The sequence below is a fragment of the Candidatus Poriferisodalis sp. genome (assembly GCF_965203655.1).
Taxonomy (GTDB): domain Bacteria; phylum Actinomycetota; class Acidimicrobiia; order Acidimicrobiales; family Poriferisodalaceae; genus Poriferisodalis.
Genome location: NZ_CBDBDD010000006.1, coordinates 128,749 through 147,351 on the forward strand (window position 1 = coordinate 128,749; position 18,603 = coordinate 147,351).

19 protein-coding genes are annotated in these 18,603 nt (G+C 67.4%); 10 read left to right on the plus strand and 9 right to left on the minus strand.

Annotated features, from left to right (window positions below):
• Positions 1-163 precede the first annotated feature (163 nt).
• From ACOGW9_RS06550 to ACOGW9_RS06580, 7 genes are all read right to left on the minus strand, one after another.
• A complete protein-coding gene (locus tag ACOGW9_RS06550) occupies positions 164-2,374 on the minus strand; it encodes a cell wall-binding repeat-containing protein (protein WP_419909542.1) in 2,211 nt (736 codons plus the stop codon).
• Positions 2,375-2,538: 164 nt separating this feature from the next.
• On the minus strand, positions 2,539-3,021 hold the full coding sequence (locus tag ACOGW9_RS06555) for a hypothetical protein (protein WP_419909544.1): 483 nt from the start codon (positions 3,019-3,021) through the stop codon (positions 2,539-2,541).
• Positions 3,022-3,029: 8 nt separating this feature from the next.
• Positions 3,030-3,836 carry an enoyl-CoA hydratase/isomerase family protein gene (locus ACOGW9_RS06560; RefSeq protein ID WP_419909546.1) on the minus strand — a complete coding sequence of 269 codons (807 nt, stop codon included), beginning with the start codon at positions 3,834-3,836 and terminating at the stop codon, positions 3,030-3,032.
• Between the two features lie 93 nt (positions 3,837-3,929).
• Positions 3,930-5,015: a hypothetical protein gene (locus ACOGW9_RS06565; RefSeq protein WP_419909547.1), complete on the minus strand. Its 1,086-nt coding sequence runs from the start codon at positions 5,013-5,015 to the stop codon at positions 3,930-3,932.
• A gap of 78 nt (positions 5,016-5,093) precedes the next feature.
• The gene (locus tag ACOGW9_RS06570; RefSeq protein ID WP_419909548.1) at positions 5,094-6,137 is read right to left on the minus strand and encodes a hypothetical protein; all 1,044 of its coding nucleotides are present in this window, start codon (positions 6,135-6,137) and stop codon (positions 5,094-5,096) included.
• 68 nt (positions 6,138-6,205) lie between these two features.
• Positions 6,206-7,372 carry an acyl-CoA dehydrogenase family protein gene (locus ACOGW9_RS06575; protein ID WP_419909549.1) on the minus strand — a complete coding sequence of 389 codons (1,167 nt, stop codon included), beginning with the start codon at positions 7,370-7,372 and terminating at the stop codon, positions 6,206-6,208.
• A 33-nt stretch (positions 7,373-7,405) separates the two neighbouring features.
• The gene (locus tag ACOGW9_RS06580; RefSeq protein ID WP_419909550.1) at positions 7,406-7,816 is read right to left on the minus strand and encodes a hypothetical protein; all 411 of its coding nucleotides are present in this window, start codon (positions 7,814-7,816) and stop codon (positions 7,406-7,408) included.
• A gap of 233 nt (positions 7,817-8,049) precedes the next feature.
• On the opposite strand from ACOGW9_RS06580, the gene ACOGW9_RS06585 reads away from it, so the two are divergent.
• The 4 genes from ACOGW9_RS06585 (at position 8,050) to ACOGW9_RS06600 (ending at position 11,445) form a co-directional block, all read left to right on the plus strand.
• Complete coding sequence (locus ACOGW9_RS06585; protein WP_419909552.1) at positions 8,050-9,153, plus strand: epimerase; 1,104 nt, start codon at positions 8,050-8,052, stop codon at positions 9,151-9,153.
• Between the two features lie 59 nt (positions 9,154-9,212).
• Positions 9,213-10,634: an amidase gene (locus tag ACOGW9_RS06590; protein WP_419909554.1), complete on the plus strand. Its 1,422-nt coding sequence runs from the start codon at positions 9,213-9,215 to the stop codon at positions 10,632-10,634.
• A 72-nt stretch (positions 10,635-10,706) separates the two neighbouring features.
• Positions 10,707-11,081 carry a hypothetical protein gene (locus ACOGW9_RS06595; RefSeq protein WP_419909556.1) on the plus strand — a complete coding sequence of 125 codons (375 nt, stop codon included), beginning with the start codon at positions 10,707-10,709 and terminating at the stop codon, positions 11,079-11,081.
• Positions 11,082-11,139: 58 nt separating this feature from the next.
• A complete protein-coding gene (locus ACOGW9_RS06600) occupies positions 11,140-11,445 on the plus strand; it encodes a putative quinol monooxygenase (RefSeq protein WP_419909558.1) in 306 nt (101 codons plus the stop codon).
• A gap of 51 nt (positions 11,446-11,496) precedes the next feature.
• Here the strand turns inward: ACOGW9_RS06600 and ACOGW9_RS06605 are convergent, their stop codons facing one another.
• Positions 11,497-12,555, minus strand: coding sequence for an ADP-ribosylglycohydrolase family protein (locus ACOGW9_RS06605; protein ID WP_419909560.1), 1,059 nt, complete (start codon positions 12,553-12,555; stop codon positions 11,497-11,499).
• Positions 12,556-12,716: 161 nt separating this feature from the next.
• Here ACOGW9_RS06605 and ACOGW9_RS06610 point away from each other — a divergent pair, with 161 nt between their 5' ends.
• The 4 genes from ACOGW9_RS06610 to ACOGW9_RS06625 all read left to right on the plus strand — a co-directional run bounded on the left by ACOGW9_RS06610 (position 12,717) and on the right by ACOGW9_RS06625 (position 16,532).
• Positions 12,717-14,036: a serpin family protein gene (locus ACOGW9_RS06610; protein ID WP_419909562.1), complete on the plus strand. Its 1,320-nt coding sequence runs from the start codon at positions 12,717-12,719 to the stop codon at positions 14,034-14,036.
• 60 nt (positions 14,037-14,096) lie between these two features.
• Positions 14,097-14,558 carry an FxsA family protein gene (locus ACOGW9_RS06615; protein WP_419909564.1) on the plus strand — a complete coding sequence of 154 codons (462 nt, stop codon included), beginning with the start codon at positions 14,097-14,099 and terminating at the stop codon, positions 14,556-14,558.
• Between the two features lie 74 nt (positions 14,559-14,632).
• Complete coding sequence (locus tag ACOGW9_RS06620) at positions 14,633-15,469, plus strand: SH3 domain-containing protein (RefSeq protein ID WP_419909566.1); 837 nt, start codon at positions 14,633-14,635, stop codon at positions 15,467-15,469.
• A gap of 85 nt (positions 15,470-15,554) precedes the next feature.
• Positions 15,555-16,532: a DUF1295 domain-containing protein gene (locus ACOGW9_RS06625; protein WP_419909568.1), complete on the plus strand. Its 978-nt coding sequence runs from the start codon at positions 15,555-15,557 to the stop codon at positions 16,530-16,532.
• Between the two features lies 1 nt (position 16,533).
• Here the strand turns inward: ACOGW9_RS06625 and ACOGW9_RS06630 are convergent, their stop codons facing one another.
• Positions 16,534-16,935 carry a VOC family protein gene (locus tag ACOGW9_RS06630; RefSeq protein WP_419909570.1) on the minus strand — a complete coding sequence of 134 codons (402 nt, stop codon included), beginning with the start codon at positions 16,933-16,935 and terminating at the stop codon, positions 16,534-16,536.
• Positions 16,936-17,093: 158 nt separating this feature from the next.
• Between ACOGW9_RS06630 and ACOGW9_RS06635 the strand changes: the two genes are divergently transcribed.
• Together ACOGW9_RS06635 and ACOGW9_RS06640 are read left to right on the plus strand one after the other, a co-directional pair.
• Complete coding sequence (locus ACOGW9_RS06635; protein WP_419909572.1) at positions 17,094-18,026, plus strand: alpha/beta fold hydrolase; 933 nt, start codon at positions 17,094-17,096, stop codon at positions 18,024-18,026.
• Positions 18,023-18,592, plus strand: a complete 570-nt coding sequence (locus ACOGW9_RS06640) for an NADPH-dependent FMN reductase (RefSeq protein WP_419909574.1) — start codon at positions 18,023-18,025, stop codon at positions 18,590-18,592. Before ACOGW9_RS06635 ends, ACOGW9_RS06640 begins: the two co-directional genes overlap by 4 nt.
• The last annotated feature ends 11 nt before the right edge of the window (positions 18,593-18,603 follow it).

Sequence of the window (18,603 nt, forward strand, 5' to 3'; positions counted from 1 at the left end):
CAGCGCATCGTTGACTGGCAACGACATCGCTGCCCTCGTGTCAGCCGGCTCTCATTCCGGCCCCCATCGTGTCGCCAAAATCGCCTACGTCGTGGAGATCGGATCCTCGATGAGGCTTGGGAATCGCAGATGCTCGAGCAGCTGCGCTCCGAGGGCGAGGCAGTCATCTCGTGGCGCGGGCCTTCAAGCGCTCTATGAGGCGATCGGTGAGCACGGCAGGGCCGCCGATAGCGAGCAGCTCGAGCGAGTCTGAGTCGTGCACGAACCTCGGCAGGTACGCCGCGACGGCTGCGGGAATCTGATCTGCTGGCTCCACCAGCAGGGTCGGGCCCTGCACGAACGCGAGCAGCGGACCGGCCACCAGAGCGTCCGCGAACGTCGTGCCGATGGCCACGCCGAGATGACCGTTGCCGAGGCAGCGATCCGGGGCGGGCGACGCGGGAAACACCACATGCTCGGCGAGCAGGGTCGCCGTCTCGTAGCGGTCGGCCCCACCGACGCGGGTGACACGCACGCCCATGTCGACGATGGCCCGGACGACATCGGAGGAAATGGCATCCTGCCCTCCGACAACGAGCACCTCATCAATCCAGCCGTATCCCGCATAGCTGCGCAGATGATCCCGAACGCTGGGCGGCAGAGCGTCGGGCCGCGTCAGCAGCAGCGGGTGGGGGCCGACCGCGGCGACAGGGGCGGCTGCAAGCGCGTCGGGGAACTTCGTGCCCGTTGCCAGCAGCACTGTGCGCCAGGTTCTGTTGCAGAAGTGACGCGGGACACCGACCTCGCGAGCGATCAGCATCGAGGTCTCGTAGCGGTCAACACCGCCGAGACGGATGAGCGATTCGACCGGTTCGAGCGCCTCCAAGGACCGCTCGACGCCGAACGACACCGCTTCATGCCCGCCCATGATGTACACGCGCGAGATCGAGTGGCGCTCAATGAAGCTTGCTACTTCCTCTGAGAGCCGATCTCGATCAGTGAGCAGGATCGGTGCATGCACCGTGCCCGCCAACGAGGATGCCGCGAGCCCATCAGGGAACTTCCGGCTCGTCGCCACGATGACGGTGTCCACCTCGCCGCCCGACGCCTCGATCCGCCTGCGATATTCCTCCGCTACATCCACCGATGTCGTCGTGCGATCAGGACCGCCCACACGCGTCGTCGACACGTCACGCTCCGTGGTGTCATCCGGATCACCACCAAGCAGATCGTCATCAGGCGGGTTGTCATCAGGCGGATCATCATCAGGCGGATTGTTGATCACCCGATCATTCGGATCGTCGTCGTCAATGGTGATCGAGGTGCCGTTGACCGTTGTGCCGCTCGGCGTCGTGCTGGCCCCCAGATTCGCAAGCTCCTGGCCCTCGACGATGTCGTCGTCGACGATGGCGATCTCGGCGTCGGCAGAGGCGTGGCACCAGTCGATCGTGAAGGCAGCGGGGAGCGTGTAGTCGTCGGTGGCCGTAGCGGTACTGCCCGCGGCGGCAATCAAAGTCACCTCCATGCCTCCGGCGCTCGAGGGAGTGGCCGCGTTGTCGAGCCGGGCAGTCACCGTGACCTTCGCGTCAGGACCCTCGGTCACCGACGCAGGGCTGGCAGACAGCGTGAGAGTAGGCAACGAGGAGCGTGGAGGAGTCTGCGGCGCGTTCTTCACCCTCGCATTGGGAGAATGCGTCCATCTCCCGTCGTCAGCAGCACACGCGGTGACAGCCACGTGGTACTCGGTGTTGGCAACCAGGCCGGGGATGTCGTACGACGTTGCCGTCGCGGGCAGCAGCGGACCTGCGAATTCCTCCGAGGGGGTGCTCCACTGCACCCGATAGCCCGTGATGTCCACGGAGTTGTTGCCGGTGCCGGGATCGACCCACGACACGGTGAGTCGTCCAGCGCTCTGGGTGATCGTCGGCCAGACAGGCGGGTCGGGCAAGCCTCTGTCCTCATAGTTCTGAGCCCATGCCGTGTTGAGACCGTGCCCTGCTGATGTCGTCCAAGGGCTGTATCGACCGCCGATCCAATAGCGAACTCGAACCTGGTATTTCCTTCGTGCTGTCAAGCCGGTCAGCAGCGTGTATGTGGCTGTTCCTGTGTGATCCCTCTCATGCCACTGGCCCCACGTCGAGCTGCTGTCGTCGTATTCGCGCCACTCGATGTCGTAGTCGGTGACGCCGCTCTTGTACGGCGGGTGCCAGTACACCTGAAAGCCATTGTGGATCGGGTACATCAGGCTGATCTCGGCCAGGTCGTCGGCCAAGTCGTCGTCCGGTTGGGCGCCCGCGGGCGCCACGAATGCCACAGAGAACGCCGCAACCGCCAGAGCGACTGCGCCGACTGCCGCCCCTACCCGGACGACTGCGCACGGGCGGTCAGACCGCATCAGCACGAGCGCCTGAAGAGCCGCCGCGAGAGCTAGACGGGCCCGTCACGAGCGGCCATTGTTATCACATACCCCCCCCCCCCCGACAACCCGTCATTTTCACATCTATACCCCAATAACTGCCATATTCATACGGCTATGCATTGACGATCCCCGTCCCGGGTTTACTCGCCGATGGAGATGCTGATGCTGCCGGAGGGGTGCAGCGAGCAATAGGCGCTGATGGCAGCCACCTCGTTGAACGAGTGCTCGGATTGCTCGCCGGGTCCTATCTCGAACGGGCCGATGGTGTGCGCCACCGAGTCACGGTTCACGATGATCAGCACGTCCCGAAGCGTGAGGCCCAGTTCGTCGGGAATGACCTCCACGTCCTCGCCGGCCGCGATCGCGGCGGCCGTCCCCGGCGGTATGTCGATGGTGTAGGTGTCGCCGGCGGGCTGGTCGACGAAGCGCGCCACGACGACGGGGATCGCCGCGATCAGCAGCCCGCCCACCAGGTACAGCAGCAGGGTGCGCTGGTTCGGCCAGCCTCTGTCGCGCCGGCTCGGCCCGCCGGCATTCGAACCTGGGTCAACCGGTGACGAGTCGTCAGGTCCAAGACCGTCCGGTTCGACGCCGTCAGACTCAGCGCTCCCGGACCCAGCCATCGCCCTGCTCAGTCGTCAGACCAGGTGCGGGCGTCGGGATCGTCGCGGTCGAAGTAGCTGCGCACGGCCGTGCGGGAGCTCTCGCTCTTGCCCATGTAGCCGACGGCCACGTGGTCGAGGTGGTTGATGGCCCGTCCCAGCGGCATCGCCTGCGCGTTGATCGACGCCTTCGAAGACGTGACCGGCACCGGCGGCTGGTTCACGACGGCTGCGGCCAGGCGCTCGGCGGCGGGCACCAGTTCGTCATCGCCGGACACGGTCTCGGTGAAGAAGCCCCAACCGTCGAGCTCTTCCATGCCGTAGGTGCGCCCGAGGATCAGCATCTCCTTGGCACGATGCGGCCCCACCAGGTTCACCAGCGCCGGCACCGAGTGCCAAGTGAGGTTGAAGCCGATGCTGACCTCGTTGAGCGTCAGGCTCATCGACGGGCTGCCGATGCGGAAGTCGCACGCGGCCGGCAGCACCCCTCCCCCGCCGATCATGTAGCCGTGGCAGAGGCAGATCGTGATCGCGTTGAGATTCATCAGCGTGTCGTACATGCGGGCGCCCGCCTTGGAGCCGAGCATGGCGTCGAGGCTGGTGCCCCGCCGCTGCTTGAGATCGGCACCCGAGGACAGGCTGCGGCCCTCGCCGCGCACGATCACCACCCGCACGCTCGGGTCGGCATCCAGCGCCAAGCACGCAGCGTGAACGTCGGCGATCAGCTGGGAGTTGACGGCGTTGTGAACCTCGGGCCGGTTCAGCACCAAGTGGCGCACCGGCCCATCGCCGTCCACCCGCACAGTCTCCAGAACGATCCCCGAATCTGCCGACATCGCTGCTCCCCGTTTGGACTGCTGTTTACGCGGCAGTCTGACACGCGCCGGCTACACGACGTTCGGGCGCACCGCTGCAACGAACAACGTCCGTCAGCCGGCGCCGAATCCCGCTCCCATCAGATCGCCGAAGTCGCCCTCTATCTCATCCGGCGGCGGCGCCTCGATCGTGATGTCCGCGTCGTAGTCATAGAAATTCATCACGTTGGAGATGTCGAACAAGCCCGCAAGCTCCTCCTCCATGCCCTCGGTCTCGGATTCGTCGAGGTCACCCATGAGCTCCTCCACGAGCGGGCCCACGTCGACGCTGATGCGACGGGTCAGGCCGTATTGGTCAATCCAGATGTCGTAGGTGATCTCGCCGGAGAACATGTCGCCGACGAAGGGAAGCGAGCCGTCTGCGCCCTCGGGCTCCGTCACGAACTCTTCGGTCATCGCTGCGAAATCGAGGGTGGAGCGGAGGTGGGTCGTCGAGCGGCCGTCGATGAGCTCCTTGCCGATGATCTCCGCGCCAGTGACGAACTCGATCTGATTCGTGTAGTCATTCGGCAGGCGGCACGCCCCATCCACCGGTGTCTCCCCCGGCAATGCGGACGGGCACACAATCCCCATCGCCGCGGCAGTTTCTGCGTCAAGGGTGAACCACCCCTCGGGCAGCTCGTCGCCGACCAGTGCTCGCAGCTCCTCGGGCACCACGAATTGCAGGTATTGGACACCGTCGACGAACCGAATCTCAAACCCGAATCCGGCGGGACCTCCAGCGCCCATCATCTCGTCGAAATTCATCGTCATCGAGAAGTTCTGCTGGCCGTCGCTCTCGAAGTGCATTGCGACAGTGGCCAGCTCGCCCATGTCCATCTGCATGTCGCCGCGCACCGACCGCTCGGCGCTGTTCTCGAATGCCTGCACCAGCAATTCCATGGCATCTGCCGGCAATTCCGCGACGGTGGTCGGCGGTGCCGTAGTGGCTGCCGCGGTGGTTGCAGGCGCCTCTGTGGCGGCAACCGTCGCTGCCGTGACGACATCGTCGGCTGTCTCGTCATTGTCGGTGCCGGCACCGCACGCCGCGGCTGCGAGCACCAGCGCCACTAGTCCCGCGGCACATCTCGCCCAACGAGCCTTCACATTCATCATCTCCTTGCCGGAGCGACGGTGCCGGCTGTTGGGCACCGCGGACACGAACCGGCCTGCGGCCAGTATCTCAGTTGGTCATTCCCGCACTTGGTCACATGTTTGAGCCCGTGCCGGCGCTGACAGCTATGTCGTGGAGATCGGATCGGACATCCGATCCTCGAGGAAGTCCGCGAATCCCAAGTCGTCGAGCCACTCACCGAATTCACCGACGATCTCGTCCGCGGGCGGTGCCTCGATGGTGATGTCGGCGCCGAAGTCGTAGAAGTCCCCCACAATGACCACCGTCGGTGTCTCGTCGATCTCTTCCCCGAACGCTTCACCCAACGCTTCGAAGTTCAGCGTGAGTTCCATGCTCATGCGATGTGTCCGGAGATCATCGTCAACCCACATCTCGATGGGCACCTCACTGGGCATCGATGCGAGCGCCAGTGCCATCAAGCCGCCATCGACGGCTTCGCCGAGGGCCTCTTCCATGAGCGACTTGAAGTCGAGCGCGGACCGAACCCTGATCGTCTCGACGCCGCGCACAGTCTCGCGGCCGACGATGGTGGCCTCGAGTACGAAGTCCGTCATCTCGGAGAGATCGTTCGGCGGCACACACTCGTCGCTGTCAGGCCCCGAAACCGGCACTAGAGGGCCGCAGTTGAGGCCCAGCAACTCCATCGTTTCACGGCCCATCGTCAGCCAGCCGTCGGGAAACTCGATGCCCAACTCGTCGAGCAGCTCCTCGGGAACGTCGTCGTACAGCTCCTCGGGCATGCTGACCCGGGCGTACACGACATCATCAACCATGAGCATCTCGACGGAGGCCTGCGCTTCAGGGTCGTCCAATCCCACCCCAATATGCGTGATCGTGCGCGTGTTGCCGTGCTCGTCGATCTCGGAGTACTCCTCCTGCGCCCCGCCCTCGGCGCCACCCGCGTCGGTGGTGGTACGGACTCGGCTGGATTCGGTGTGTTCGGCGTTCATGGCCGCTAGCACGAGTTCCCGGGCGCTGAGCTCGGATGGATCCGGTCGGTCTACGTCGGCCAGACCGTCGGCCTGGCTGCCTGCGATCACTTCTTGGTCGGACGAACCACCGCACGCGCTGATGGCGAGGACTGCTGCGGCGATGAACGGCGCGAGCAGCGGCCGCCTTGACCGCCTTTGCGTGGGTCGCATCTTCATCGTGTTCCCTTGCACTGCGCTGCTATGTCTCCGCGGCACATACTGCCAGACAACATGAAGTTTTCTGCTTACAGCGGGTGGGGGCCGGGGTCCATGCCGAGGCGGGTGCGGCCGTAGGCCTCGCCGACTGTGTCGAGATCGGCGACCTGGTGCTGGGAGGCCATCGTGACGTCCCGGAAGGCCTGCTGCAGGCGGCTGCCGTCGAAGACTGCCCGCCCGCCGGCGGCCGTGGTGACCCGGTCGAGTGCCCGGCGGCACAGCTCGATGGCGTAGCTGCCCTGGTACTTGGCGTGAGCCCGCAGCGCCTTGGAGTCGTCGCCCTCGGCGGCTTGGCGCAAGAGGCCGATCGTGTCGGCGATGAGCATCTCCGCGGAGCGCACCTCGGTGTTGGCCTCGGCGAGGCGCATGTGCAGCCCGGGCCGGCGCGACTTGGCCGTGCCCATGTAGCGATCGTCCTGAACGCCGAAACGGTCGGCGGCATCGTCCAGCCCGGCCCGGGCGAGCCCGAGGGCGGTGGCCGCGACATGCACCGAGAGACCAGGCAGGATCGGCGTGTGGTACAGCGATGTGCGGTGGCGGGCTGACCAAGGCGAGCGGGCGCCGAGCAGCTCCCCGGAGTCGAGCATGCGGTGGGTGGGCACGAAGGCCTGCTCGGCGGTGACATCGCACGAGCCGGTGCCGCGCAGGCCGATCGCATACCAGTTGTCGTCGACTTCGATGTCGGCGCGGGGCACAACCACGTGGATCAGGCGCGGCCGCTCCCCCGGCTCGAGCACCTGCGAGCCCAGCAGGAACCAGTCGCCCCACACCGCGCCGCTCGTGAACGGCCAGCGCCCGTCAACGAGCCAGCCGCCATCGCACTCGGTGGCCGAGCCGACCGGGGCCAGCGAACCCGGCACGATCGCGTCGAGATCGGCCCCGTACACCTCGTCTTGGAGGTCTTCGCTCATCGAGCCGATCATCCAGCTATGGCCGACCAGCACCATCAGCACCCAGGCTGCGGCGCCGTCGGACAGAGCCGCCTCGCGCACGTTGGCCACCATGTCGGCGAGCGTCAGCTCGTCGCCGCCGACCCGTTCGGGCACCAGCAGCCGCAACGCGCCCGAATCGCGCAACGCCGAGATCGACTGCTCGGAGAGGTGACGGTGCTCTTCGTTCCAGGCGGCGTGCTCGGCCAGCACTGCGCCGGTGCGCCCGTCGATGCGCAGATCGGGCTCTGCCAGTGCCTCCGTCACAGCACTATTCCTTGGGCCCGCAGCGCCTCAATCTCAGCAGGGTTTGCCTCCGCGCATCTTGAGCGGCGACCACGCGAGGAACCGCGTGCCCCGGATGACGCCGAAGGAGTTGAAGCCGCCAAAGGTGATGAGGCCACCCGAGCTCAATCCCCCGAACGAGATCACGCCGAGACTGTTGAGCCCGCCGATCGAGATAACCCCGATGGAGTTCGCGCCTCCGATGGCCACGATGCCGATGGCATTCCACCCGCCGAATGCGACAATGCCGACGCCGTTGCCGGCACCTACGGCAATGGCCGTGACCTCGCTCATCGGGACGTCGTCGAGCAGGCCCCACTGGGTCAGGGCGAACATCAGCGCCATGCCGCCAACCAGCACCAGCACCCACAGGAACGTCAGCCCCCGCATCTTGTCGAGCTCATGGCTGTCCATCTCATCGGCCATCGCAATCCCCCTCGTCAATGCGCCACGCCAGCGCCGAACCTAACCCACCGTCCCGACTCGCCGCCCGGCCACTGTTCAACCGAGAAGCCGGCGTCCGCGACCCCTGCGCCAGCAGCCGCGCTCAACAGCGGAGTCGGCTGGTGGCACGCGTGCGGGCTGCGCGAGGATGGCACGCTGTCCTGCCGGTGGACCCGGTTCAGGCGGCGTCCGGACTACGTGCGACGGGAGCAGGGATGGACATCCTCGTCATCGGGGGGACGGGGCCGACCGGGCCCCACATTGTGAACGGTCTGGTCGACCGTGGTCACACCGTGACGATCCTGCACACCGGACGCCATGAGGTCGACACCATCCCCGACCATCTCGAGCACATCCACACCGATCCCTTCGACGAGGACGCCTTCCGGTCGTCGATCGAGGGCCGCAACTTCGATGTGGTCTTTGCGATGTACGGCCGGCTGCGGTCAATCGCCAAGGTGCTCGTCGGCCGGACTCCCCGCCTCATCTCCATTGGCGGCGTGCCGGTGTACAGCGGATATGCGGAGCCCGCTGTTGAGTTTCCCGAAGGGATGGCCGTCCCGACAGGTGAGGACGCTCGGCTGGTCGGCGACGAGCGCTCGGGGCCCAAGCCGCTCAAGATGGCCGAGTCCGAGGAGCTGACGTTCTCGCTGCACCCCGATGCGACGCACTTCCGCTACCCGTACATCTACGGCCCCAACCAGGTGCTGCCGCGGGAGTGGACGCTGGTCAAGCGTGCGCTCGACGGCCGGCGCCAGATCATCGTGCCCGACGGCGGGCTCACCGTCGCCACGTCGGCGTTCGTCGAGAACGCCACCTCCGCGGTGCTGCTCGCGGTGGATCACATCGACGGCTCGGCGGGCGAGATCTACAACGTGGGCGACGATCGGCAGTTCACGTACGGGCAGATTGCGCAGATCGTCGGCCATGAACTCGGCAACCCGTTCGAGCTTGTCTCGGTGCCCGGGGAGCTGGCCGCGACCGGCGGACCGTTCCTGCTCAACCACTCGTCGGCGCACTCGATCCTCAGCACCGAGAAGATCCGCCGGCAGCTCGGCTATCGAGACAAGGTGGACCCCGAGGAGGGGCTGCGGCGGACAGTGCGATGGCAGGCGGAGAACCTTCCCGGCGACGACGGCGCCGCGACCCGGCTGCAGGATCCGTTCGACTACGCCGCCGAGGACGCCCTGATCGCTGCGACCGAGCGCTATGCGGAGGCGGTGGGGCGCATCGAGTGGGAACAACTGCCCGGCTGGACCTTCGGCTACTACGGACCTCGCGAGAACCCCGGCGGCCGCCGCGGCAGCTTCCGGGCGTGAGGGGACTGGCCGGGGCGCGAGACTGCTCGCTGCGATGAGGTCGGAAAGTTGGGGACAGCGTGACGTCGACGATTGCTGAATTGGCGGCGGGCTACCGGGATGGGTCCCGGTCGCCGGTGGAGGCGACCGAGGAATGCCTGACGGCGGTTGCGTCGCTGGACGGGCGGGTCGGGGCCTGGCAGGCGGTGTATGCGGACGATGCCCGGGCGGCGGCTGGGGCTGCCGAGGCGGCGGTGGCGGCGGCGCGGGACTCGGGAGCGTCGCTGGGGCCGTTCTTCGGGGTGCCGTTCGCGCTGAAGGACATCGTGGACGTGGAAGGCCGGGTGACCACGGCGGGATCGGCCGAGTGGGCCGACCGGGTCTCGCCGGCGACGGGCACGGTTGCGCAGCGACTGTTGGATGCGGGCGGAATCCTGCTGGGCAAGACCAAGACGGTCGAATTCGCCATGGGCGGCTGGGGCACCAACCAGCACATGGGCACGCCGTGGAACCCGTGGGATCGGAATGTGCTGCGCACGCCGGGCGGCTCGTCGTCTGGGTCGGGTGCGGCGGTGGCTGCGGGCATGGCGCCGTGCGCTGTAGGGACCGACACGGGCGGGTCGGTGCGGCTGCCGGCGGCACTGTGCGGGATCGTCGGGCTCAAGACCACCGAGGGCCTGCTGCCGATCGACGGCATCGTTCCCCTGTCGCACACGCTGGACACGCCGGGGCCGCTGACCCGATCGGTGCTGGACGCAGCGCTCATGTTCGACGCCATGCTGGGCACGCCGCCAGCCGAGGTTGAGCGGGCCTGGCTGGCCGGTCGCGGTCGCTACGGGGCAATGCGGGCGGCAATCGAGGGCGGTCTGGGCGGGCGGCGCATCGGCTGCCTGAGCGATGCCGAGCGTGCCGGGGTGGATGCTGCGCAGCTCGCCGCCTACGACGCTGCGCTCGAGGTGCTGGCCGGGCTGGGTGCCGAGGTGGTGCCCTTCGACCCGCCGACGTCGTTCGAGGAGATGAAGAACACCCGCTTCGTGATCGTGACCGCCGAGTCGTACCACCACTACGGCGAGATGATGGAGAATCCGGCTTCGAAAGTGGACGAGCGGGTGCGGGCCAGGGTGCTGCCGGGGGCCGGCATCTCTGCCAGCGAGTACATCGCGGCGATGATGCAGCGCCGCATCGACCTGGCCGAGTTCGCCGAGGCGTTCGAAGGCTTCGACGCAATGGTGACGCCCACCACGCCGATGCTGCCGCTGCCCGTCGACGAGGCCGACGAGACGAACACCCCGGCGCTGTTCACCCGGGCCGGCAACTTCCTGGCGCTGTGCTCGACGACCGTGCCGACGGGCGTGTCACCGGCCGGACCGGGGGGCGGCTTGCCGACCTCGATCCAGTTCATGTGCCGGGGCGGCGACGAGACGTTGTCGCTGTCGCTGGCAGCGGCGTACGAGGCAGCTCGCGGCCCAATGCCCACGCCGCCCCTGTGGGCCGGCGGCTGAGGGGCGCCGTTCGATGACCAGCACGGTCGGCCAGCGTCAGACGGACGGCGACCAGATCAGGAGCATTCGCCCATGAAGATCACCTGGATGCGCACCGGCGCCGACGGCCGGACCACGTTCGAGGATCTGCAGATCGCCACGACTCGAGGTGAGCGGGGCGACGAGACACCGCTGCTGCAGATCGACGGTGTCTTCTTCCGCACTGGCCAGCCAGCACTCGACATGGATTTCCACAATGCTCCGCGCCGGCAGCTGGTCATCCCTCTCGGCGGTGAACTTGAAGTCGAGGTCGGCGACGGGACGGTGCGCCACATCGGCACCGGCGATGCCCTGCTGGCCGACGACTTGGACGGCCAGGGCCACAAGTCGCGGTTCATCCCCGACGGCGCCACGGTGGTGTTCGCAGTACTGCCCGAAGACGCCGATCCGTCTGCTTGGCGCGCCTGACGACGGCGCTCAGGCAGACTCAGCCGGCGACAACCCCGAACTAGCGAGGAGCACGGCCATGGGCAAGGCAACGGTGATCGGCAGCTTCGACTGCCAGGACGGCAAGGCCGACGAGATGGAGGCCGTGCTGGCTTCGATGGTCGAGGCCGCCCGCGACGAGCCGGGCGTGGAGATCTACTCGTACCACCGGGGCGAGGGCAACACGTTCTGGTTCTTCGCGCTGATGAGCGATGCGGAGTCGATGCAGCACCACGGCCAGACCCCTGCCATGCAGGAGGCGATGGCTGCGTTCGGTCCGCTCATGGGTTCGCCGCCGCAGATGCAGATGACGACACCGGTCGCGGCCATCGGACTCGATCTCTAGGCGCGTCGCACGGGCGCCGCGCAAGGCGCGCCGAGCTCCGCAGGCAGCCGCTCAACTGCAAACGCTGACGGTTCGGGTGACGAGGTCGTCGAGGGCGAGTTCACCGACACCAGCCAGCGTGACCTGCACGCGACCGTCCCAGGCGTCGGGCCAGTGCGCGGGGATCGGGCGGCCGGTCAGGCCCCACAGGGCACCGACGGTGGCGCCGTTGCAGTCGGTGTCACACCCCGCTGCGACGGTGTCGCCTATGGCGGTCGAGAAGTCGTGATCGCCGGAAAGGAGGCCCCATGTGACCAGTGCCAGATTGTTCACCGTGTGCACCGGCGACATGCCGTCATAGGCCGCGTGGATCGGCGCCGGGCCGTCGCCTGAGGTGGCGCAGCGGATGCCGAGCGCCATGGACGCGACGCATGCCGAGTCGGCCGGCAGCAGCTCCATGGCGGTTTCGATCGCAGCCAGCACGGTCGGGCTGGACGGGATGGCTGCGCCGATCGCAGCGACGGCTTGGGCGCCGTAAACACCCTCGCCGCGGTGGGACAGGCGGGCGTCGCGGGCGGCGAGTTCGGCTGCCAGGGCGGGATCGCCGGGTGCCACCCAGCCGTACATGTCGGCGCGGATCTGTGCGCCGATCCAGTCGTTGAACTCGTTGTCGCTGCACTCGTCGAGGTCGAAGCCGGCGGGCTGGCCGAAAGCGAATGGCGTGGAGGCCTTGGCCATCAGCACGGCGTAGGCGGCCCGCTCGGCAGTGAAGGTGAGGCCGCCGGGCAGCAGGCGGAACCAGGCCCGGGCCACGTCCTCGGTGGTGAAGCCAGTGCCGTGCTCTTCCATCAGCATCAGCGACAGGACCGTGTAGTTGATGTCGTCGTCGGGCACGGCTGCGATGAGGCGGTCCTTGCAGGCGTCGGCGTTGCGTTCGACGGCAGACGGGGCGCCCGGCAGCAGCGGCACGTAGTCGCGCAGCGGCAGTGCGCCCGCCTGGGCGAGGTAGTCGCTGAGTGCTGCTGGACCTTGGCGCATCGAGAGCAGCTCGACGGGCTTGCCGAGCATGCAGCCGCTGATGCGGCCGATCCAGGCGTTGCGAATCCGCTGTTCGTGGTTCGGACTGGTCACGGCGTGGCCTCCCGCCATCGGCAACTTCGGCTCCGTCCCATGACGCCTGACTACCACTCCCGTTGGACCGCTGCTCCCGGGGGCTGCGGCTCGTGCCCGGCGTACCGCACGCAGCGGGGGGCGCGGTCACCCAGACCGGAGCCAGCCGTAAGGTGAGCAGGGTGCGGGTGCGACTGATTACGTCGCTGGTGCTGTTCGGCATGGTGGCAACGGCGTGCGGCAGCTCGACGGGCACCGCTGGCCGCGTCACGGATGGCGTTGGCGGGCAAGACGTTGCAGGCGCGCCAACGGCGACGGCTTCCGTCACCAGCGCGACCGCTGCGGAACCGACTGTCACCACAGCCGTCGAGCTGGTCGCTGATCGTTTGCCGGCTGACCCTGACGCCCCGACGGCTGAGTGGGTCTCAGGAGTGAATGCAGCCGGATGGGACTTCCACCGGCATCTGGAAGGCAACGCCGTGTCGAGCCCGATGAGCATCGGTGTCGCGTTCAGCCTGAGCCGGGCCGGCGCTTCAGCCAACAGCGCTGCAGCCCTCGATGCGATCTTCGGGTTCCCCGAGCAGGGCAACCACAGCGCCGCAAACGCGGTTGGCCTATTGCTGGCCGAGGCTTCGGTTGAGCCGAACACCGTGGAAGTGGCCAACCGCCTCTTCCCCGACGACCAATTCTCGCCGCGGGCCGAGTTCCTCGAGACGGCCGCCGCGCACTACGGCGCGACGACGCAGCCGGTCGACACCGCCAACGGCGACGAGGCGGCTGGCGTCATCAACGACTGGGTGTCCGGGCGCACCCGCGGACTCATCCCCATGATCGTCGACCAGCGCACGGTCCAAGGTCAGCAACTGATCCTGGTGAACACCGTCTATCTCAAGGCCGATTGGCTGAAGCCCTTCCTGGCAGACCTCACCGGCGACGGCCAATTCACCACCGACATCGGCCAGACGGTGACGGTGCCGTTCATGCGCGATCACAGAGCGAAGGATCGCCGCTACGTCCTGATGGAGAGCGCCGATGCCGTGGAACTGCCCTACGTCGGCCGCGACTTGGCGATGTGGCTCATCGTCCCCCACGAACGCGATGGCCTCGAGGCCGTCGAAGCATCGCTCGACGCTGCCGCTCTGGCTGAGCTGGACAGCGTTGCCCAGTCGGGCACAGTCAAGCTCACCATGCCCAAGTGGGAGCAGACACTGCCGCCAGCCGATCTCTTCGAGTGGCTGTGCCCGCAGGGCTTCTGCGCCGGAGCGGGATTCGACGGCATCGCCCCCGGCATCTTCATCACCTCCGCGCTGCACAGCGCCAAGGTGATCGTCGACGAGAAGGGCACCGAAGCGGCGGCAGCGACGGCCATGGCGTTCCTCGAATCCATGCCGCCGCCGCCCGACCTCACCGTCGTTGCCGATCGGCCGTTCCTGTGGGCGATCATTCACCGCGAGACCCAAGCCGTCCTCTTCGTCGGGCGCCTCGTCAATCCGGCCGCGTGAACCTGGGGGCCTGGAAGGCCTGACTGAGGGCAGTTGCCGGACGGCCGTATGGTGGACGGCGTGCTGGCGGTGCTGATTCTCCTGCTCGTGTCGGTGCCGCTGGTGGAGCTCTACGTGATCGTGCAGGTGGCCGGCGGGCTGGGTGTCGGCCAGACCATCCTGCTGTTGCTGGCCGTCTCGGTCGTGGGTGCCTGGATGGTGCGCCGATCCGGGCTCGGCGTGCTCAACCAGATCCGCACCCGCCTCGAACGGGGAGAGCTCCCCGGCAACGAGCTGGTCGACGGGGTGCTGATCCTGGTTGCGGGCACGCTCATGCTGACGCCGGGCTTTCTGACCGACGCGGTCGGCTTGGTATTGCTCTTCCCACCGACCCGCATAGCCGTACGCTCGGTACTGGTGCGCCGCTATTCCAAACGCATCACGGCCACCGGCTGGACCAGCGGGCCAGGCGCACCTGGTGGGCGCCGCCGTTCGGGGCCCACCCTCGACGCCGACAGCTACCCGACAGACATGGACGACTGACACGAATGACCGATCCCACTGAATTCCCAGGCCCCCCAGACGGCGGTCGTCCGCCCGGTGAGGGGCTCATCGCAATGCGAGATCGACTTCCGCTCGGCATCTCGCTGCTGGCGCTGGTCGTGGCGGTCGTCGCGCTGGTCATCGCCGTCGACGACGGCGATGGCGGCGACGCCCAGACAGCCGAGTCCGCAACCGTGGCCGCGACGACAGCGGCACCCGCACCGGCGACGACGCCGACGGCGCGCACCACCACCACCCTGGGACCGGTTCAGACCCTGCCGCCCACCCCCACGACGGCTGCCGCTCAGCAGATCGTCACGGCAACCACGACCGCTGAGGGTGACATGGCCACTGATGAGCCCGGCCCGTTGGTGCTGTCAGTGGTCGGCATCGGCCATGACAGCAACCTGAATCTGCGCAACGCTCCCGAGGGCCAGGTGATCGGCAGGCTGGATTCGCAGGCGACCGGCATCGTGCCTACCGGCACGACCCGCTCGCAAGCGGACACGATCTGGCTCGAAGTGCAGGTAGACGAGACCGTCGGCTGGGTCAGCGCCGAGTACGTGGCGCCGTTGGGGACGACGTTCGATATCACGCCGCAAGTCGTCGCGATATTGGGCGAGTCGCCGAGCGCCGAGACGCTGACGGGCCTCGGGCAGCTCGTGGCCAACGCGCTGGCGCCGGCAGAGCCCGAGCCGCGGGTCAGGATTTCGGGAGCGCCGGTGGCGGGCGTGGTCTCGGGGATCACGATGGACGTGGTCGGATCGCCGGACGACTCATTGCGAGGTCTGCGGCTGCGCGTGTTCGCCCAGGCAAGCGAAGGCGGCGACGGCTACACGCTGCGCAACGTCGAGGGCACCTTGATGTGCTACACCGAGCGCGGCGTGAGCGCCGAGGGCTTCTGCAACTGAGTTCCGATTCGGAGCACTGCTGCTCGGGAGTCCGGGTCGTGCCGGCTGATCGCGCAGTCCTCGTTCGAGTCATGCAGGCAAACGAATGACACCGTGGATCCGCGTCGGCGCACCCGGGTGGGCCGGGGTTGTCGTCATCGGCGCGGCTGCGGCGGTACTCGGCGCGACCATTTATCCCGACATCGACCATCCGCTCGTCGGCACTCCGTACGGCGTGGCGCTGGGTGTGTGCACTGCGTTGGCAGCTGTGTGCTGGATGGCGTCGATCCTGACGCGGGACGCCTCGTGGGTCGACCGGCTGTGGTCGATCGTGCCGACGCTGTACTGCGGGATCGTGCTCGCCGACGTGGGATTCGGCTCGGGCCGGGTCGCCGTGATGACAGCGCTGGCGTGCGCGTGGGGGGCGCGGCTCACGTTCAACCTGATCCGCCGGGGCGGGTGGCGGCCCGACAGCGAGGACTACCGCTGGAGCTACCTCCGAGAGCAGATCAACCAGCGGAGAATCTTCGGCTGGCAGATCGGCGAGGTGGGCTTCCAGACATTCAACGTGCTCTTCGTGTCGTACGGCCAGATGGCGCTCGTGTGGTGGTTTACGTCGCCGGTCCACCAGGCGTGGCTGCACGCGGACGTGCCGCTGGGCTGGCTGGACTACGTCGCGATCGTGGCGTTCGTGGGGCTGCTGGTGATCGAGACCGTCGCGGACCAACAGATGTGGCGCTTCCAGCAGGACAAGCAACGGCGGATCGCGGCGGGCGAGCCGGTGGCGAAGCCGTTCTTGGACACGGGGCTGTTTCGCTGGTGCCGCCACCCCAACTGCACAGCCGAGCAAGCCATGTGGCTGGTCTTCTACCTGTTCGCCATCTCGGCGTCGGGAGACCTGTGGCACTGGACCGCGGGGGGCTGCCTGGTTCTGTTGCTGCTGTTTGCCGTCTCGACGCGGCTGACCGAGCGAATCTCGGCGTCGAGGTACCCCGCTTACCGGCAGTACCAGGCCGCGGTGCCGATGTTCGTGCCGAACCCGCTCAGCCCGCGTCGCCGCCGGTCACGGGCGGCGTATCTGTAGCTCACGGATCGGGCATCTCGGCGGTGCCGTAGCCACCGTCCACGACGCCCTCGGTGAAGAACGCCTCCCACCACAGGCCGTTGGGGTCGGTGACCCACGACTTGTGCTGCAGCTGGTAGCCGCACACCATGTCGTCCTGATCGGATCGGGGCAGGTCGGCCGCGTCGATGTGAGTGCGCATCGCCGCCAATTCTTCGGGCGATTCGACTTGGATGCCGTAGTGGGCCGAGCCGGGCGGCCCGTCGCCGTGGACATCGAGCGAGAAGTTGACCCGGGGGTCGTCCAGCATCCACTTGGCGTAGTCGGCGCGCCGCAGCGTGGGCTCGCAGCCAAACAGCCGGGAATAGAACTCGATCGACTCGTCGAGGTCGTCGACCTGCAGTCCGATGTGCATGCGCCGCATAGCCCGAACGTTACGGCACCCCATCGTTCGAGCGAAAGGACACTGCCGGACAAGTCTCTGAGCTATCCCTGACCCGCGGTGTGCCGACTGCCTACCGGCGATGTGACGGCGTGCTGAGATTGGCCTGAGCAAGCAGTTCGTGCGGCAGACTCATCGCCATGCCCATTGCGCCAGTCAACAGATTCGAGCCTGAGCAGTTCGGCTCGAACGAGGTCGGCCCGACAGAGATCGAGCTGTACTACGAGACCCACGGCGATCCGGCCGATCCAGCGCTGCTGTTGGTGAACGGGTACTCGTCTCAGATCCTCGGCTGGCGGGCGGGCTTCCGCGAGCAGCTTGCGCAACGGGGTCGGTTCGTCGTCAGCTTCGACAACCGCGATGTCGGCCTCTCGACGCACTTGGACGGGGTCGAGGTGGACGTCGTGGCAGTCACCAAGGCCGCTTTGGCGGGCGAGCCGGTGCCGCCGGTCCCCTACACGCTGTCGGACTTCGGCGACGACGGCATGGGACTGCTCGACCATCTCGGAGTCGGGGCCGCGCACATCGCCGGTGTGTCGATGGGCGGGATGATCGTGCAGCAGATGGCGATCGATCATCCCGACCGGGTGCTGTCGATGACCTCGATCATGTCGACCACTGGCGAGCGGGGCTACTTCGAGGCGGCGCCCGAGGCGCTCGAAGCGCTGACCGCTCCGCCGCCGGTTGACCGGGACGAGTTCATCGCCAACGGCGTGGCGTCATCGAAGATCTGGTCCAGCCGCCGTCACTACGACCCCGATGCGATGGCCGGGTTCCTGGCTACTGCGTTCGACCGAATGTTCTATCCCGAGGGACTCCCCCGCCAGATGGCGGCCGTTCGGGGCTCGGCGCCCCGGGCCGAAGCACTCGGGCAGCTTGACGTGCCGACGCTGGTGATCCATGGGCGGGACGACACGCTCATCCTGCCGAACGGGGGCGAACGCACGGCCGAGCTGGTGCCCGGCGCACACCTGCTGCTGCTCGGCGACATGGGTCACGACCTGCCCGAGCCGCTGTGGCCCGTCATCGTCGATGCCATCATCAGCCACACTGCCCACGCGGAGAGATCATGAAGCTCTTGGCCTTTGCTGCCTCCAACAGCAGCCAATCGATCAACCGGCAGCTTGTCGATTACGCCCTCGGATTGCTGCAGGGCGGCGAGATCGACGGCGTGGACCCCGATGCGCTCGAGGTCAGCACGCTCGACCTGAACGAGTTCGAGATGCCGATCTACAGCCTTGACCGGCAGGAGGCCGGTGGCATCCCGCAGGCAGCTCACGACTTCTACGACACGATCGGGGCTGCCGACGCGCTGCTGATCTCGTTCGCCGAGCACAACGGCTCGTACACGGTCGCGTTCAAGAACGTCTTCGACTGGGCGTCGCGGATCGACATGCGCGTCTACCACGACAAGCCGATCGTGATGCTGTCCACATCGCCCGGCGGTGGCGGGGGCGGGTTCGTGCTGCGGACCGCCGGCCATCTCGCGGGCTACTTCGGCAATGAGGTGCTGGCCAGCCTGGCGATCCCACGGTTCGGCGAGAACTTCGACACCGAGGCAGGCGCCGTTTCTGACGCCGAGCTCGACGCGGAGCTGCGCGCCGCTCTCGCCAAGCTGGCCACGGTCTTGCAGAGCTAGATCTCCGGGGT